The sequence below is a fragment of the Acinetobacter sp. 789_lipA genome, assembly GCF_058242845.1.
The window spans coordinates 680,671-699,089 of record NZ_JBZAYS010000001.1; the positions used below are offsets into that span (position 1 = coordinate 680,671).

An 18,419-nucleotide genomic window follows, 5' to 3' on the forward strand; every position below is an offset into this window, starting at 1 on the left:
GTGGCTTTTTAACAGATTTTTTAAGACAGCTTTCTCAATTTAGTAAAATAATGAACGATCTAAAGGTATTTCAACACCTAAAGAGACACCACTATCGTCACCATACACATCAGAATCACTGACCCATCCACTCAATTTCAGAGGTGTATTTGGGCGGATATAATGTGTCCATGTTAAATCTAAAGCTTTCACTTCATCCTTTTGTGGAAATGCTTGATTAATCTCAAGTCCTGACTGATTCACTTTCGCCAACAACACGCGGCCCTTTAAACGGTTCATATGGTCAAAGCGAATGTCACCACCCAAGCTGTACATTTGACCATCCCCCCCCATCGCATGGCCTAAAGGAAAGCCATGTTGGTAATAACCATCGGTATAAATATGATGATTGTAGGAAATTCCTTGAACCTCACCATTCGTGCGTGTATCTGCCCATTCCGTATAAATCTGGAAAGGCATATTCTTGAATTGTGAAGAATAATCAATCCCAGCCAAATACATCTTTTTAGAAGGCAATAATCCTGCCTCATCCTCACCGACAAATTGACCATATAAGCTCAGTGGAACCTTAAACCACTGCTGTAGATTTAAACGTGCATCGAAACCAGCAATTTGATTGGATGCATTCCCTTCCCCTGTACATCCGTTATCATCACATGCATTATCTTTACCAATAAAAGCATTCCAATAGGCTTTTAAACTATCAGGTTGCCCCTGACCATCAATTTGGAATGTACGCGATGCACCCAGTTCAAGATAAGGCAAAGGTTGGGCCGTTAAACGTAATCCCAATATATTGGTATCTGGGACTGCTTCATAATCATCCAATTGCCCCGCAAAAGCTTGGTATTGCCAAGGCCCGATCCAAGACAGCCACTTTGTTTCAAATGCTTGTTGTTCAGCACGCTGCATGGTAAAACCATAGACTGGACGGCTTGCATCACCACGAATTAAGCTACCCTCATGTCCAGGACCCCAATAGGTAGGGATTTGACCAGCAATCAACCATTGATTCCACAATTTTCCCGCAAGATATGAGCCTTCTACATTGACATCATGACCGTTATCAATAATTGGATCTTTTTCGGCATTTACACGAAGTCGTGCATCCCATTGAGCTCCACCTGCATTTAGTTCAAGTGCTGCTTGATATTGAGATTTTTGCTCATCTGCAAATTTTTGCGGGATGTTTTGTGGATCTGTTTCAGCAAATAAAGCCAACTTAATAGAGGTATTTTCTGCTTCTAAATTTGCCATAACTGAATTGATAACTTTCTGCTGAGCAGTGTTTTCAATTTTCGCAGTAGATAATGCACGCTGAATTTCTTCACCACTCAAAGGCCATGTTGAAGTACTAATTTGAATCACGCCTTGTTGGTTTAACCAATTTAAATCCGTGCGTAAATCTTCATTATTTAAGACAATCCCCTGAGCTGCTACAGGCAGTGCTAAAGCAGATAAAATGGCAAATGACAAAACCTTAATGCTTTGATATTTCATAACTATTCTTCAATTTAGCGTATTTTAACAACATCATAGCGAGTTTTATCTACAATTTCAGAATATGCATATGCTGGTTTGCATAATCACTACATTATTCACTCATCGTTTTAAACAGCGCTATCTTTATACTTCTCGAAATCGATGTCACATCCCAACCTAACTTATTGTTAAGTCAAGTGTTAATCTTTAGTAAAACCATTCGGGTTTTGTTTTTGCCAGTTCCAACTATCCGCCAACATATCTTCTAAACTGTATTTGGGTTGCCAACCCAACTCAGCAATTGCGCGCGCATTATCTGCAAACGAAATTGCAACATCCCCTGCACGACGGGGTTCAATGTTATAGACAACGGGCATCTGATTCACCCGTTCAAAAGTCTTCACCACTTCCAAAACAGATGAGCCCTGACCCGTTCCAATATTCCAAGCACGGCATCCTTGCGTTTTTAAACGATGATTCAAGGCGCATAAATGTGCATTCGCCAAATCAACCACATGAATATAATCACGCACACCTGTACCATCTACCGTCTCATAATCATTGCCAAAAATCGATAATTTATCACGACGGCCGACTGCCACCTGTGTGACATAAGGCATCAAATTATTGGGTATCCCTTGTGGGTCTTCACCAATTTGACCACTTTGATGTGCCCCTACAGGGTTAAAATAACGCAGCAATGCGATTGACCAACGCTCATCTGCTAATGCCAATTTCTCAAGTAATTGCTCGACAATCAGTTTGGTATAGCCATAGTTATTACTTGGCATACCTGTAGGCATGGTTTCATTCAAGGGTGAAATATTGGCTTCATCATAAACTGTTGCAGATGAACTAAAGACCAACTTAAAAACTTGAGCACGCTCCATCGCTTTAACTAAGCTAATAGAACCTGAGATATTATTTTCAAAATATTTTAGTGGCTCTTTTTGGCTTTCACCCACAGCTTTTAAGCCTGCAAAGTGAATCACTGCATCAATAGAATGATGCTGAAAAATTTGATCTAAAATTTGCTGATCGAGAATATCACCTTCAACAAAATCTAATGTTTTATTCGTAATTTGTTGTACTCGAGCTAATGATTCTTTTGAACTGTTAGATAAGTTATCCAACACGATAACCTCATGCCCCGCTGTTAAAAGTTCAATACAAGTATGAGAACCTATGTAGCCAGCTCCGCCAGTCACTAAAATTTTAGCCATTATTCTTTCCTAATAAGATCTGTAATAAACCTTGTGTAGAGCTATCTAAATTAGAAATATTTGTCTGATCACCATTTAGAATCGGAAGCAGTTGATTCGCAATTTCTTTACCCTTTTCAACCCCCCACTGATCAAAAGGATTGATATTCCAAAGTACAGACTGAACAAATACTTTATGCTCATACATTGCAATCAACATACCCAAACTATACGGATTAAGCTCTTGCAATAAAATAGTTGAACTCGGCTGATTACCCTCATATTTTTTATATTCAGGTAAATCTTTGATTTCATTTTGATCAAGCGCTTGATTGCCAAACGCCAATAAGCGCGATTGAGCCAAACAATTGGATAAGGCCAAATGATGCTGTTCTACCAGCGCCTCTGCATTATCGACATAGGTAAATTGTTGGGCCTGATAGCGCTGCACTGGCGCAATAAAATCACAACTCACTGCTTGACTACCTTGATGCAGCAATTGATAAAAAGCATGCTGTGCATTCGGTCCCACTTCCCCCCATATAATCGGGCAAGTATCCCAGTCCACTTTTTGACCATTACGCTGAATCGATTTACCATTCGACTCCATTTCCAACTGCTGCAAATAAGAGGCGAAATATTTCAAACGCCCATCATAGGGCAGCACTGCATGAGTCTGAATATCAAGGAAATTATTATTCCATGCACCCAATAAGCCCATTAATACAGGAATATTTTGTTCGAAAGGTGCCGACTGAAAATGCTGGTCTACCGCATATGCGCCAGCTAACAGTTGTTTAAAGCCATCAACTCCAATTGTCAGTGCAATCGGTAAACCGATACATGACCAAAGTGAATAGCGACCGCCGACCCAATCCCAGAGCAAAAATTGGTTTTCGGCTGCAATACCCCATTCGGTCATTTTATCTGCTTTGGTAGATACGCCAATAAAATGATGCTTTAAAATTTGTGATTCTTGTCCAAGTGCTTTTTCGAGCCATAAACGAACTGTTTGCGCATTGGATAAGGTATCAATGGTCCCGAACGATTTTGAAGAAATAATAAATAGCGTGGTTTCGGGGCGAAGTTGATGCAATAAATCTGAAAGCTGACTACCATCAATGGTCGAAACAAAATGTACATCGAGTGGCTTATATGTGGATTTTTTGAAATCAGATAAGGCATGGCTCACCATCAGTGGTCCTAAATCTGACCCTCCGACACCAATATTGACCACATCTTGAATGACTTCACCAGTTGCGCCGCGGCACTGGCCAGCATGAATTTTTTCTACCAAAGCATACATACGCTCAAGTTGTGTATGCACTTGTTCTGCTAATTCAGGATGAGACTGATCATCTTTAGGCAACCGTAGCGCCCAATGCATGGCTGCACGCTGTTCGGTATAGTTAATTTCTTCAGTAGAAAATAAACGTTTCATCCACGACGTTAAATCTTGTGTCTGCGCCCACTGGACTAGATTTTTGACAACGGGCTGATTGACTCTATGTTTACTAAAATCAAAAACCACCGGCTCTAAAGGCACAGAGAATTTTTCGAATCGCTGAGGGTCTTCAGCAAAGAGTTCTGTTAAATGCTTATTTTCAAATTCAGTTTTCAAACTATGAAGACTTCCTAAAACTGAATCTAAATGTTCGACCGTATAGGGTTGAGTTTTCATAACCATTAACGTCCTACCCCCATATATGCAAAACCTTGAGACTTCACATATGCTGGATCATAAATATTGCGCCCATCCAAAATAAGCGGATGCTGCATGGTTTTAAGCAATTCGGTATAATTTGGACTCCAATATTGTTTCCATGCAGTCAATAAACACAAAGCATGTGCATCTTGTACTGCCTCATATTGCTCTATGCAATATATAAGATCAGGTCGCTCACCATATATTTTTTTAATTTCATCCAAGGCTTGAGGGTCGTGTAATTTAACTTTTACACCTTGAGCCCATAGTGCTGCCAACATGGCATGAATAGGAGATTGTCGCGTACTGTGCGTTTTTTCTTTAAATGCAGCGCCCCATATCGCAACAGTCTTTCCTTTTAAATCACCATGATAATAATTCCATAATTTGCGGAATAAAACTTCTTTTTGCTGCTCATTAATATCCCAAACTTGAGCAAGGAGCTGGCTATTTGCGCCCACACCTGACACCGTATGCGTTAGGGTCTGAATATCATGTGAAAAGTTTTCTCCACCAAAGCCTGCCCCCGGATAGAGATAAGATCCTCCAATACGATTATCCGCAGCCATCCCCTGACGAACTGACTCAATATCAATGCCTAATTTCTCAGCAACCATTGCCAAGTCATTGATATAACTAATTCGTGTCGCCAACATGCCAGAGATACTCAACTTGGTAAATTCAGCATCTAAAATAGGCATAAAAAGATACTGCTGCTGACGTGGGAATAAAGGGCGTAAGAGTTCCTTAATTTTAATTTGAGCAATATCAGATGCAGTTCCAACAATCAACTGCTTGGCTTGGGCAAAGCTTTGTAAAGCGTTTCCTTCCTGAATCATGTCGGGTAAATAGACCCACTCATCTTCATACAAATTTTTTACAAACTTTTCTGTTCCATGCAGTCCTAAAGTAGATGCATTGATCATCAGTTTAGGGTGAATAATGGGACGTTTTTTGATGTTTTGAAGAATCTCAATACATTGCTTTTCTTCAGCTGGGTTAAAACTGAAGAAATAGGCATCTGCGTCTAATGGAATATCATTCAAATCGCAGTATTTTAAGAAACTACTTTGTTGTTTATTCAGTAGATTTTTTACAGCTTCATCTTGCATATACATTTGTTCGCTTTCATACGTTTTCAGTGGCTCATACCAAAAAACGTGATGACCGCATTCTGCTAGCAAAGCAGCAAATACACCTGAAAAGAGTGTTTGTCCAAATACTGCAACCTTCATATCAATCTCTTTTTATAGTTTTAGCTCTTTGATCAGTGCTTTAAATTCTTCACCTAATTTTGGATGGTCTACGCCATAATGTAAAACCGCTTTGAGATAGCCCAATTTACTGCCGCAATCAAACGTTTGACCTTTCATGCGATAGGCTTCCACCGTATCAGTTGCTTGCAAAGCTGCAATTGCATCGGTCAACTGAATCTCATTACCTGCCCCTTTCGGCGTGTTATCAAGTAATTGCATAATTTTGGCAGGTAAAATATAGCGACCCACTACCGATAAATTTGATGGTGCAGTGCCGACGGCAGGTTTTTCCACGATACCTTGCATTTGAATACTATGCCCTTCGGCAGGTATAGAAGCTACATCCACAATGCCGTATTGATCTACCATGTGATCTGGTACAGCTTCAACCATAATTTGTGCTGCTTGAACCTGCTCAAAATGTTGAATCATTAAACTCAAATCATTGGTTTCTGATGAATCTTTTACTAGAACATCTGGTAATAGCACAGCAAAATCATCATCACCTACTACAGCTTTAGCACACAGTACAGCATGACCTAAACCAAGTGGCTGTGGTTGACGTACGCTAATCACACTCACATGTGGCGGTAAAATTTCAGTGATTTCTTTGAGCAAATCAAATTTCTTTTTATGTTCTAGAGTGGTTTCCAGCTCAAAGTTACGATCAAAATAGTTTTCAATGGATGCTTTTGAGGAATGGGTAACAAGAATAATCTGTTCAATGCCAGCAGCAACCGCTTCTTTGACCACATATTCAATCGCAGGGCGGTCAACCACTGTGACCATTTCTTTGGGAATGGATTTACTCGCAGGTAAAAAACGTGTACCAAGGCCTGCGACTGGGAGAATGGCTTTTTTGATCATATGACTCATTGTGATAAAAATAAATTATTTACGAATTGATTCAGACTGGGAATCATTTTGACTTGAAAAACGGGAAGCTCCAACCTCTTGGTCAGGAGCATTAATACCTTCTTTCTTTAACATGACTTCAACTGTTTTAAACATAATTTTAAAATCAAGCAATATCGTATGCGTATCGACATATTGTACATCTAACTCAAATTTTTCTTCCCATGACAGGTTATTACGCCCACTGACTTGAGCAAGCCCTGTCATACCTGGCTTTACTTCATGTCTTCGCATTTGCTCAGGAGTATAGTGTTCCAGAAAATCTTTCATTTGTGGACGTGGCCCTACAATACTCATGTCACCTTTTAGTACATTAATGAGCTGTGGCATTTCATCGAATGTTGTTGCACGTAATTTATGACCAAAGGGGGTAATTCGTTGATCATCTGGCAAAGGATTTCCTTGTTTATCAAATGCATCTTTCATAGAACGAAATTTCATCATTTTAAAAAGTTTACCATCTTTACCCGGACGTTCTTGGAAAAAAAAGATTGGAGAACCTAGATTTTTACGGACCTTAAAAGCAACCAAGCAAAAAATTGGTGATAAAAGGATTAGTGCTATTAGTGAGATAACAACATCAACTAAACGTTTCATAACTAAAATTACCACTCTTATTTATGAACTTTTTTTTCGTAGAAAAGTATTATAAATTTTACCCAATAACGCACTAGGCAAAAGTCTAAATGAAGATCTTAATAAGAAAAGAATGTTAGCATGTATTGGATCTTGTAGCTTAAGTTCTTTTTTTAATTTTAGTAATTGTTTTTCACTTTTAATATATTCGTAACCTTTACGGCGCGCATGCATACCATTACCAACACGTGCATAAAGCAAAATATCTGGGTGGTTTCCTACCATATATCCTGCACCAATCACACGTAACCATAAATTATAATCTTCCATAAATAAATGATGTTGATATCCACCAACAGCCTCAATGATTGATTTTTTATATGCCACAGTCATGTGATTAAAAGGACTTCTTTTTTGAGAAAATTTAACAATATCAGAATATGTAGTAGGGACAGATTTCAGTATATTTGCATTTAAAGGATTTTCCTTAAACTCTAAAATTTGTCCACTGAATAAAACCACTTCTGGGTTTTCTCTGATAAATTGAATTTGTTTTTCAAAGCGATCAGGTTTACAAATATCATCTGTATCCATACGAAACACCCACTCATTTGAACAATGTTTTAAGCCCTCGTTTAATGCTTTCCCTAAACCAATGTTTGTAGATAATGGTATTACTTTCAGAATAGAACCAATTTTCACGTGCCATAAATTTACACAATCTTGCAACTCTTGACCAATCGGTCCATCTAGAACTAATACAATTTCATTTGGATTGATACTTTGATCATCCCAAATACTTTTAAAACAATCGTTAAGAAACGAAACATTTTCTTTAAAATACAATGATAAAAGAACTGAAAAATTCATAAAACACTCATTCAATATATAAATAGCTATATTTATTTGTCATAATTCTGGCAGATAAATTTTCAACATCAAAATGAGAAACTTTAATCTCAGAAAAATCTTTAAGTGATATTTCACTTAAGTAAGATGCACTATTAGGATTATTTATAATAAATTCATCATGAGGAGGTATATTTGATAAAAATGCATAGCATCCACAAGAGACAGCTTCGATTATACTCATAGGATAGCCTTCCGCACTAGAATTAGAAACTATAAAATCTGCCATCTTATAATATTCTTCAGGATTCATAATTTGTCCTATAAATTTAATTCGATTTGAGCTAAACCTCTCTTCACAATCTACTCTTTCAGGGCCATCACCAAGCAAATACAAATAGCAACTATCTGGAGTATTTTTTAAAAAAAACTCTATTAATTCAGGAACTTTTTTTCTTCTAATAAAGCGACCTGAATAAATAAATAAAGACTTACCTTCAAGCCCGCTAGCATATTTTAAGTATTTTTTTTCACTATTAGAAGAAAAGCAATACTTCACTTGGTCAACACCATTATTAATACTTACTATATTATTTTTATGTAGAAATCTTTTACAATACCGAGCTACAGCACTCGAGCAACCTACAATATAGTCAAATCCACCCTTTTTTAAATTACCAAAATGTGAAAAAGCGGCAAAGCTTCCTTTTAATACACCATACTCTTTAATATAATCATTATAGAGCATACAATGAATTGTAGATATTTTACGAACACCATCTACTTTAGATAAAAATTTATCAGGATAATAACCATGAGAATGAACACAGGAAATACTATTCTCTTTTATAATAGTTTTTAAACCCAACTCTGCAGAACCATACTCACTCAAGAAAAATAATTCTATATTAAAACTTATCGATAAATTACTTTCATATTCCAAGTTACCGCTATGTCGAACAGAAATAATTACTGGAGAAAACTTAGCTCTATCTAAATTTTTTATTATGCTTAAAACCACATTAATTGGCCCACTATTTACCAATTCAGGTATAAGAAAAGCAATTTTTTTCATTTCAACTCCGAAACTAAATTAAAGGCTTTATGTAGTCAGAAAAAATAAATGGAACTTGATAAACTAGACCAATATATAAATTGATAAAAAAATAAAATAACAACAATATAATTGATGACGTTTTTGAAAACCTTAAACTCAAAACTAAAGGCAAAATAAATATTTCAGCAAATGTAAATAAAGTTGAAATTCTTCCACTTAAAATCAAAAAATCAAAAAATCCTAATCTCAAACCAACACCAATTGAATAAAACAATATTAAAGCGTTAAAAAAGTAATTTTCTTTCTTGGGTCTTAAAAAATAAAAGAATAATAATAAAACTACTGATCTAAGATTAGCAGGATGTAAAAATGACCTTGCCTCTGAATACTCTGAATCAGAATAGTTTGATATCCGATTTGTGAAATCCAACAACCCTAAGCTTGTAAAAATGCGACACAAAATAAAAACTAAAGAAACCGTTAACAGTATTTTTAGAAGTAAACTAATCTTGCTTTTGATAAAAAAATCATTGATCCGCTTGCTAGAAAAAAATATAAATATAGCTACGACATTATGAATAAAAAAACCAAATCCTAGCAAAAACCAAGCAATGACTCTATTTTTATTAGCTAATACCGCAGAGAGAAAATAAAAAGCTAAAGCAATTGCAAGCCCTTGCCTTATTTGCATCAACTGATGATTTATAAAATAAACTGGAAGATAACACAATAAAACAAAGATAGGGTTAATATTTAAATTGTCCGCAGTTTTCTTTAAAAAATAAAAAGTTAGAAAAGAAAAGAAAAGTAGAAAAACAGAAAAAGGGAAATTTATTAAATTAAAAAAATACGACAATAACCCAAAACCAACCTCCATACCGGTATGCTCGTAGAAATTGGTTAATGGGTATGAAAAAATTTTATCATACACGTCTTTATAATTTTGCGTGTCTCTTGTAGCACCTCTAAATGCAGCTATCAGCATAAAAATAAAGGCTAAAATAAAGTACATCAAACTAGCTATTTTAACATTGATTTTATTTAACATATAATACACATTTTTAGCCATAAATTATTTTAAAACCATTTTTTCATTTTAAATATAAAGTACTTACAAAACATCAGGAAATAAATCGAAAAAATTGCGCTGGGTTTTTCTCTAAGAAAGTCTAACATTAGCTCCACAGACTTTCTCTTATCAACCTGACCAGTCCATGTGACATATATCCAACGTATTTTATTATAAGCCTTACTATATAGTCTATGACCTCTATAATAGTTTAAAGTTTTTAAATTATTATCATAGATAAATTTTGCATTCTTAGTTGAGTTGTTTGAATGAATTCTATACTTAGCCAATTTTTCTGAAATACAATAAACTCTACCTTCTTCAGCCATTTTAAGCCACATATACCAATCTTCCACTAATATATCTTCATCAAATCCTCCTATTTTTAGAAGCGTACTCATACGTAGCATCTGTGTTGGTGCAAAAAAAGGACACTCATTAAGAAAAATTTTATCAAAAATGTATTCTTTTTCTTTTAGTGAGTTTTGCGCTTTTATATTATTATTTTCATCGATATAATCCGCACTTCCAAATAGTGCTACTGTATGTAAATCCCTCTCCAGGAAATCAACCTGAATAGCTGTCTTTCTTTCAAGCATAATATCATCAGATGCAATTATGGAGAAATAATCACCTTTACACCATTTTATAGCTTCATTTAATGTTGCAGATAGCCCCTTATTAGAACGAGTTCTAAATTCAAAGCGAGAAAACCGTTCTTCACATATCGGAAGCAATTTCTGAATAACTCCTACAGAATTATCTTTAGAACCATCATCTATAATAATCAGTTCAATATTTTCATATGTCTGATCAATAACACTCTGAATACAATCTTGAACAAAGTTTTCATGGTTATAACAAGGTATAACTACAGATACTAAAGGTTGATTATTCTTTTCCAAAACGACTCTCTCGATCTTTTAATACCGCAAATACAAAATAACCCATTACACTCCAGTACAATGCATAATTGACTAAATGCGCAATAGATACACCTTTAAAACCAAATATTTTTGTGCATACATAAGTTAAAACTATAGAAGTGCATGCAAAAATAATTTCAGTGCTTATAAATAGTCTTGTCATTGCTTTACCCAACATCAGGTAAGCTAAAATCCAACTGCCTATTTTGAGTGAGTCACCAATCATCTGCCATAGAAACAACTCTCTCATTGGTAAAAAGGCAGAGCTAAAAAGTAACGGAATAATCCAATCTTTCAGCAGATATACTAAAACGCCACCAACCACTGCCAAAGGAAAAATAAATTTATAACCTAAATAAACTTCCTTTTTTATTTCTTGTATATTTGAAAGTTCAGATAACCTGGGTAAATAATATACACTTAAGGTAGTCGTCACCAACATCAAATATGCAGCACTTAAGCGAATCATCGCTTCCCAGTAACCCGCATATGTAGCATTGTATTCATGAACCAAATAACTACGAATCACCATTTGAGATAAGGGTATACAAATGGCACTCACCAAGGCCATAGCAGCAAATGCCAAAAACTTTCTTGCAACATCTGAATCAATTTTGCCAAAAAAATACGAAAAACTGAACCACTCTGACCTATAGCTTAGATACAACGTGACAATAAAGTTTAAGGATTGATAAATACATAATGCAACTAGTGCGCCATACAAGCCTAGCTTGACAGCAAGTAATCCCGTCACGAATAGAGAAAATAAACTACCTGCAATATTTGCAAAAACAAGTTTCAGTATTTCCTTTTTACCATTTAAGATGGCTAGCAAAAGTGCATTCAAATTAAAGAAAATAAGAAATACTGCAAACCATATTAAAACAGCCCCATACGCGTCTGTTTTAAAAATCCAAAATGATAATTGTTGATGAAAGATTAAGACCAAAAAAGTAAAAATAAAACTAAAGATTGAAACAATACTTCCAGCTGTTTGCCAAACCGTTCTTTGTTTCTTTTCATCAGCATAATATTCTGCTGTGTACTTGACCACCGCTGTATTCACCGCACTCCCAGCAAAAGTCGTGATCATTTGAATAAAATTTTGGAATTGACCAATAGCAGCATAACCAGCAGGTCCGACGTATACGGCTAATATTTTATTCAATAAAAACATCGTGGCTGTTTTGATTAAAACAGCCACTCCATTTAGTACACTGGTCTTAAGCAAATTCATTTTAGGCGTTAAAACAATTACAAAGCTGAATTACTTTTTCTACTTCTTCCAAACTCAGCGTTGGCCCCATAGGTAAGCTCATTACTTCATCATGAATCTTCTCTGAGATTGGATAACTCAAATTATTCCATTCTTTATATGCTTGCTGTTTATGTGGTGGAATTGGATAATGGATTAACGTTTGTACGCCATTTTCTGCTAAATATTGCTGTAATGCTTCTCGATTGCTTGAACGAACGACAAATAAATGCCAAACATGTTGGTCATATTGCGAAGCATCTGTATCTGTCAAAGGCAAGCTTAATTCAGGGTTTTTAATCCCTTCAAGATACATTTTTGCAATTGTTCGACGATGTTTCACTTCAGCATCTAAATGTTTTAATTTGACATCGAGCATTGCCGCTTGGATTTCATCTAATCGACTATTCACACCCACGAATAAATTCTTATATTTCTCGTGTGATCCGTAATTGCGCAAGGCCCTTAACGTTTGTGCCAATTCATCATCATTTGTTGTAATTGCCCCAGCATCACCTAGTGCACCCAAATTTTTTCCTGGATAAAAACTAAAACCTGAAGCATCTCCCCAATTACCTGCTTTTTTACCTTCTATTTGCGCACCATGGGATTGTGCTGAATCTTCCAACACCAACAAATTATATTTTTTTGCAATTTCCATAATTTCAGGCATTGGCGCAAGTCGACCATACAAATGGACAGGCAAAATGACACGAGTTTTAGCTGTAATAGCCATTTGAATTCGAGTAGGGTGAATATTATAAGTATTAATATCAGGTTCAACTAATACAGGTGTTAAATTGTTAGCCGTAATGGCAAGAATACTGGCAATATAAGTATTCGATGGAACAATAACCTCATCACCATCTTGAAGCTTGCCTAGTTCTTTCCACGCACGAAGCGTAAGAATCAAGGCGTCTAAGCCGTTTGCAACACCTATCGCAAATTGTGTACCACAATATTTAGCAAAGTTGTTTTCAAAGCTTTCTAACTCTTTACCACCAATATACCAACCTGAATCAATAACACGGGCACAAGCATCAATTAATTTATCACGGTATTGAATATTGATGGCCTTCAAGTCTAGAAAAGAGATCATTTTTTCATCCAATTAAAAATATTAAAAATTCAAACTATATAAAGTCTATTTTAGCAATATTGGCAACTATAATATCAGGAGAATAACCTATTAAAGCATCTAATGACATAAACCCACTTAGTACAGCACATGTATTAATACCAATTTCTTTACCCGTGATAATATCGTGCCCTGTATCTCCTATTATCCAATCATGTTTAGTAAATTTTAATCCACTATTTTTAAGCAATTCTGCTTTGCTATTTTTTTGTTCAGTAACAAAAATATTTTCAAAATATTTCGAAATAGATAGATTTTCTAACTGCTTCGCTACTTGGCCAGTAGATTGCCTAGCTGTGCAGATATAAAGTGAATTATTTTGAATAATTCTTTCTAAAAACTCAATTGTACCATCAAATAAAGTGTCCATTTCTAAATAATAGTCACTTTCTATTTTTTTCATCCAGCCATTAACAAAATTTGATATTTCAGCCTTAGTGTAATCAAATCTTTCTCTTAAGATATCTTGATTACTATTACCGATATATTTCAAATTCCAATAGTCTGAAAAACTTAAATCTCGACTTTGGATAAGATTACAAAAAAGTTCATAAAGCCTTTTTTTTGAGCAGATTAAAGTACCATCAAGATCGAATATTATTTTCATACTTGTCCTTCATGTATTTATATTCAATTTTAAGGCCTTCTAATAAATCCGTTTCTTTTTCTAAAATGGTACTAAGTAAAAGACTGTTGTCAAAAACCAAGTCTCTTTTTTCGTAGTTAGATTCTCTTTTATTAATTTTTATATTTTCTCCACTCACTTCTATCATTTTTTCTAAAAGTTCTTTGATTGAAACAGATACTCCAGAAACGACATTTATATCCATAGTTTGCACTGAAACCTCTAGTGAGTTTATAATAGCTTGTACTACATCTTGAATAAAAATAAAGCTCCGTAAATCATCACCTTCCCCCCAAAGCTCTAATGGTTTCCCTTCTAATATATTTTTCATACCAATAGGTAATACTTTTTTGTATTTTTCTTCTCCTGGTCCATATACATGACCAATACGTAAATTTATACAGTTTATATTTCTTTGCTCAGTAAAAGCTTTTACCATAGCTTCACAATATAGTTTAGATGATCCATATAAACTTACTGGTTGGATTTTTGATTTTTCTGAAAGAACTGTACTTGTAGCCTCATAAACATCTAAGGTACTAAGATTAATAAACTTTTCTAACTTTTTATAATCATAAGAAACCAATTCTTTTGTGTATTCTATATTTCCAAAACATCTGTCTATATCATTAGCTTGTTGAGCATCTTTGGGTGTAAAAGCCCCTGCATGAATTATATGAGTGACTTCATCAAAGTAATTTTTCTCCAATCCAAATTTTTGAATTTTTTCATATAAAATACAGTTTGTATTAGGTATTTCTTTATTAGTTAAAGCTATCACGGAGTCATAGCCAAGATTATTAGTGAGTTGAGTTAAAAGATGACCACCTATAAAGCCCGAAGCACCAGTTAATAAAATCTTCATTAAAATATAATCTCCTTTTCAATACTTTCTTTTAATATTAATTTTGGCTCAGTATCCATACCACGCACCCACATTAAACCACTTTGCAATGGATTTACTGTTGTTTCACCTACACTAATCTTCTCACCCAAAGCTAATTTCTTAAAAATCTCTGGGAAGTTTACACCCGCTTCTGTGAAAAATCTTACTGTGGTAAAAAACCTAGATATATTAATTTCTGTTGGATTAGGAATGCCATTAGTATCGTAAGCCATATCCACCCCAAAAATGCCATGTGGTTTATCACTGACTGCTTTAACCGTATTCATAGCAATCTTATTTACTTGATCATCAGAAACTGTAATACCTACTTTAGTAACCCCTGTAATACCAGAAATAGCTCTATTAGCATGTGTCCACCCCTCCCTAGCACGTGTTTGTGCAACTACAAGCTCTCCTTCATACCAAATTGAGAGCCAAGTGACCGTTTTAGGCGTAAGCATCTCTGCTGCTATGAAATTACCCCAACCATCATAATGATCGATCCAAGATTTAGCTAAACTATAATCACTCGTTGGCAGGGCTCCCTTACCACCGCCACCAATGCCACTATCTCTTAACCAAATTTTACCCTTAGTGTCACTTAGTTCTTTAAATGCTTTTTTAAGATCATTTTCATTATTAATTTCTATATTTTCTGGAACTATCACTCCAGCTTTTTTAAAAGCTTGATAGGACTTATATTTATGTACACATGTATCGATCACAGCATGCTCCGGCATAAATATCTTAGTACCAGTTGCCTGAATCTCATCTCTTATTAATGAAGCATAGTAAATTTCTAAATCATTCTGAAAATGAACTAAATCTGGCTTTTCCTTTTGTAGTATGTTTAATAGCGATTCTTTATATTCAACTGTATTTGCATAAGGAATATAATATTTTTTTTCCGCTTTTGATAAAATTAAATCCGTTGGCTCTGAACCCATTCCAATGACTTCATTGTTAGGATTTTTTTTTAACGAATAAATCACGCCCTCTGATGGTGCACCACCAGCTCCAGCAATTAAAATTTTTGCCATTATTAATTTCTCACTAATATTTTTTTAAATTGAGTGTAATCACGAATGTAATCATTTTCATCATAATGTTCACTTGCCATCACCAGCAATACACAATCTTCTGAAAAATCATGCATTTCTCGCCAAGTTAGCGCATCAATATAAAGACCTTGTGTTGGTGAGTTAAGCGTTACTTCTTCTCTAGTATGCCCATTATCTAAAATAAAACGACAACTCCCTTTAACACACACCGCAATTTGTTTTAAATCGATATGCGCATGAAAGCCGCGTGACTGATGAGTTGTATTAAAAATATAATACAAACGCTTTATCTCAAAAGGAATAGATTGATTGGATTCTATCGCAACCAGTCCACCTCGCTGATCTCCTAAGCTCGGTAAATCAATTAGTTTTATTAAATTCATGTTAATTCATTCACCAATGAAATCAAATATTGACCATAATCATTTTTACTCATGCTTTGACCAATATCTAAAACCTGTTCTTTACTCAGCCAGCTATTATTAAGTGCAATTTCTTCTAAACACGCCACTTTATAACCCTGACGTTTTTCAATCGTTTCTACAAACTGTGCGGCTTCCAGTAAACTTGCATGTGTACCTGTATCTAACCATGCGAAACCACGTCCGAGCAATTCCACACTTAGATCACCGCGCTCTAAATACATCTGATTAACTGTGGTAATTTCTAATTCTCCACGCTCAGAAGGCTTCACTTGTTTCGCAATTTGAATCACATCATTATCGTAAAAATATAGACCTGTTACGGCAAAGTGTGATTTTGGATCTTTCGGTTTTTCTTCTAGAGAAATTGCACGTTTCTGCTCATCAAATTCAACCACACCAAAACGCTCAGGGTCTTTCACTTGGTAGCCAAATACCGTTGCACCTTTTTGACGTGCGACGGCTTGACGTAGCATTGGGGTAAAACCTTGACCATAAAAAATATTGTCGCCAAGCACTAAGCAAACATTACTGTCCCCAATAAAATCTTCGCCGATAATAAACGCTTGAGCTAATCCATCCGGACTAGGTTGAATGGCATACTGCAAACGAACACCAAACTGAGAACCATCACCAAGCAGGCGTTCAAAGCTCTCTTTATCTTCAGGTGTCGTAATAATCAGAATATCCTGAATTCCTGCCAACATAAGTACAGAAATTGGATAGTAAATCATTGGCTTGTCGTAAATTGGGAGTAGTTGTTTAGATACACCCTTTGTAATTGGGTATAAACGTGTACCCGATCCACCTGCGAGAATAATACCTTTTGTATTCATTATGCATTCACACCTAATCTTTCACGTTGGTAACTGCCATCTTGAACACGACGACACCACTCTAAATTATTTAAATACCATTCAACTGTTTTTCGAATACCTGTATCAAACGTTTCTTCAGGTTTCCAGCCTAATTCATGGCCAATTTTTGTTGCATCAATGGCATAACGTAAATCATGACCAGGACGATCTTGTACAAATGTGATCAGTGACTCATAAGCTTGTCCATTCGACTGGGGCTTTAACTCATCTAAAATCTTACAAATCGTTTTCACGACTTCAATGTTTTGTTTTTCATTGTGTCCACCAATGTTGTACGTCTCTCCCACAATGCCTTCAGTCACCACTTTATATAATGCTCTAGCGTGGTCTTCTACATATAACCAATCGCGAATTTGATCACCTTTACCATAAATTGGAAGTGTCTTACCTTCTAAAGCATTCAAAATCACTAAAGGAATCAATTTTTCAGGGAAATGATAAGGACCATAATTATTTGAACAATTGGTAATCATTGTTGGTAGTCCATAAGTTCGATGCCAAGCTCGAACTAAATGATCTGAACTGGCCTTACTTGCAGAATATGGCGAACTCGGAGCATAGGGTGTTGTCTCCAGGAACAAGTCCTCTGTACCTTCTAAGTCACCATAAACCTCATCTGTTGAAATATGGTGAAAACGAAATGCTTGTTTTTTATTTTGATTTAAACCGTTCCAATAATGACGGGTAGCTTCCAATAAATGATATGTACCAATAATATTGGTTTCAATAAACGCAGCCGAACCTGTAATTGAGCGATCTACATGGGACTCTGCTGCCAAATGCATCACAGCATCTGGTTGAAAACTTTCGAAGATTTGATCTAATGCAATACGATCGCAAATATCAGTTTGAGAAAACTGATAACGTTCACTGTCAGCAATACTTTCTAAAGATTCTAGATTGCCAGCATAGGTCAACTTATCAACATTTAAAACTTCATTATTAGTATGATTAATAATATGTCGAATCACGGCAGAACCAATAAAACCTGCTCCACCTGTTACTATAATCTTCATAAATATCCTAAATTTTAAAATTCACTCTATTAAGGTATAGCTTTAATATTGTTATCCTTAATTATATCATCTAGTTAAATTAAATTAAATTTAACTTTAAT

18 protein-coding genes are annotated in these 18,419 nt (G+C 35.3%); all 18 read right to left on the bottom strand.

Annotation, left to right across the window (positions count from 1 at the left end; all coding sequences use genetic code 11):
* Positions 1-39: 39 nt before the first annotated feature.
* The 18 genes from AC4CUZ_RS03200 to rfbB all read right to left on the bottom strand — a co-directional run bounded on the left by AC4CUZ_RS03200 (position 40) and on the right by rfbB (position 18,318).
* A complete protein-coding gene (locus AC4CUZ_RS03200; RefSeq protein WP_201702082.1) occupies positions 40-1,500 on the bottom strand; it encodes a capsule assembly Wzi family protein in 1,461 nt (486 codons plus the stop codon).
* A 182-nt stretch (positions 1,501-1,682) separates the two neighbouring features.
* Entirely contained in the window at positions 1,683-2,705 is a 1,023-nt protein-coding gene (galE, locus tag AC4CUZ_RS03205) for a UDP-glucose 4-epimerase GalE (protein ID WP_490747207.1), read from the bottom strand.
* Positions 2,698-4,365, bottom strand: coding sequence for a glucose-6-phosphate isomerase (gene pgi / locus AC4CUZ_RS03210; RefSeq protein WP_490747208.1), 1,668 nt, complete (start codon positions 4,363-4,365; stop codon positions 2,698-2,700). The genes galE and pgi overlap by 8 nt, the downstream gene beginning before the upstream one ends.
* Before the next feature lie 5 nt (positions 4,366-4,370).
* Positions 4,371-5,624, bottom strand: coding sequence for a nucleotide sugar dehydrogenase (locus tag AC4CUZ_RS03215; RefSeq protein ID WP_490747209.1), 1,254 nt, complete (start codon positions 5,622-5,624; stop codon positions 4,371-4,373).
* 12 nt (positions 5,625-5,636) lie between these two features.
* A complete protein-coding gene (gene galU, locus AC4CUZ_RS03220) occupies positions 5,637-6,512 on the bottom strand; it encodes a UTP--glucose-1-phosphate uridylyltransferase GalU (RefSeq protein ID WP_490747210.1) in 876 nt (291 codons plus the stop codon).
* 24 nt (positions 6,513-6,536) lie between these two features.
* Positions 6,537-7,157 (bottom strand): sugar transferase, encoded by a 621-nt coding sequence (locus tag AC4CUZ_RS03225; RefSeq protein WP_490747211.1) that lies wholly within the window; start codon positions 7,155-7,157, stop codon positions 6,537-6,539.
* 21 nt (positions 7,158-7,178) lie between these two features.
* Entirely contained in the window at positions 7,179-8,006 is an 828-nt protein-coding gene (locus AC4CUZ_RS03230; RefSeq protein WP_490747212.1) for a glycosyltransferase, read from the bottom strand.
* A gap of 7 nt (positions 8,007-8,013) precedes the next feature.
* Entirely contained in the window at positions 8,014-9,060 is a 1,047-nt protein-coding gene (locus AC4CUZ_RS03235) for a glycosyltransferase (RefSeq protein ID WP_490747213.1), read from the bottom strand.
* Between the two features lie 13 nt (positions 9,061-9,073).
* The gene (locus tag AC4CUZ_RS03240) at positions 9,074-10,090 is read right to left on the bottom strand and encodes an EpsG family protein (RefSeq protein ID WP_490747214.1); all 1,017 of its coding nucleotides are present in this window, start codon (positions 10,088-10,090) and stop codon (positions 9,074-9,076) included.
* 29 nt (positions 10,091-10,119) lie between these two features.
* A complete protein-coding gene (locus AC4CUZ_RS03245; protein ID WP_490747216.1) occupies positions 10,120-11,016 on the bottom strand; it encodes a glycosyltransferase in 897 nt (298 codons plus the stop codon).
* Positions 11,003-12,274 carry an O-antigen translocase gene (locus AC4CUZ_RS03250; RefSeq protein ID WP_490747217.1) on the bottom strand — a complete coding sequence of 424 codons (1,272 nt, stop codon included), beginning with the start codon at positions 12,272-12,274 and terminating at the stop codon, positions 11,003-11,005. Before AC4CUZ_RS03250 ends, AC4CUZ_RS03245 begins: the two co-directional genes overlap by 14 nt.
* 1 nt (position 12,275) lies before the next feature.
* Entirely contained in the window at positions 12,276-13,391 is a 1,116-nt protein-coding gene (locus tag AC4CUZ_RS03255; RefSeq protein ID WP_490747219.1) for a DegT/DnrJ/EryC1/StrS family aminotransferase, read from the bottom strand.
* A 34-nt stretch (positions 13,392-13,425) separates the two neighbouring features.
* Complete coding sequence (locus AC4CUZ_RS03260; protein ID WP_490747220.1) at positions 13,426-14,037, bottom strand: HAD family hydrolase; 612 nt, start codon at positions 14,035-14,037, stop codon at positions 13,426-13,428.
* Entirely contained in the window at positions 14,015-14,920 is a 906-nt protein-coding gene (locus AC4CUZ_RS03265) for an NAD-dependent epimerase/dehydratase family protein (RefSeq protein WP_490747221.1), read from the bottom strand. Before AC4CUZ_RS03265 ends, AC4CUZ_RS03260 begins: the two co-directional genes overlap by 23 nt.
* Positions 14,920-15,981, bottom strand: a complete 1,062-nt coding sequence (locus tag AC4CUZ_RS03270) for an ATP-grasp domain-containing protein (RefSeq protein ID WP_490747222.1) — start codon at positions 15,979-15,981, stop codon at positions 14,920-14,922. The genes AC4CUZ_RS03265 and AC4CUZ_RS03270 overlap by 1 nt, the downstream gene beginning before the upstream one ends.
* A 2-nt stretch (positions 15,982-15,983) precedes the next feature.
* A complete protein-coding gene (locus tag AC4CUZ_RS03275) occupies positions 15,984-16,385 on the bottom strand; it encodes a sugar 3,4-ketoisomerase (RefSeq protein WP_160362231.1) in 402 nt (133 codons plus the stop codon).
* The gene (rfbA, locus tag AC4CUZ_RS03280) at positions 16,382-17,260 is read right to left on the bottom strand and encodes a glucose-1-phosphate thymidylyltransferase RfbA (protein ID WP_490747223.1); all 879 of its coding nucleotides are present in this window, start codon (positions 17,258-17,260) and stop codon (positions 16,382-16,384) included. The genes AC4CUZ_RS03275 and rfbA overlap by 4 nt, the downstream gene beginning before the upstream one ends.
* Positions 17,260-18,318, bottom strand: coding sequence for a dTDP-glucose 4,6-dehydratase (gene rfbB / locus AC4CUZ_RS03285; RefSeq protein ID WP_419325248.1), 1,059 nt, complete (start codon positions 18,316-18,318; stop codon positions 17,260-17,262). The genes rfbA and rfbB overlap by 1 nt, the downstream gene beginning before the upstream one ends.
* Positions 18,319-18,419 lie beyond the last annotated feature (101 nt).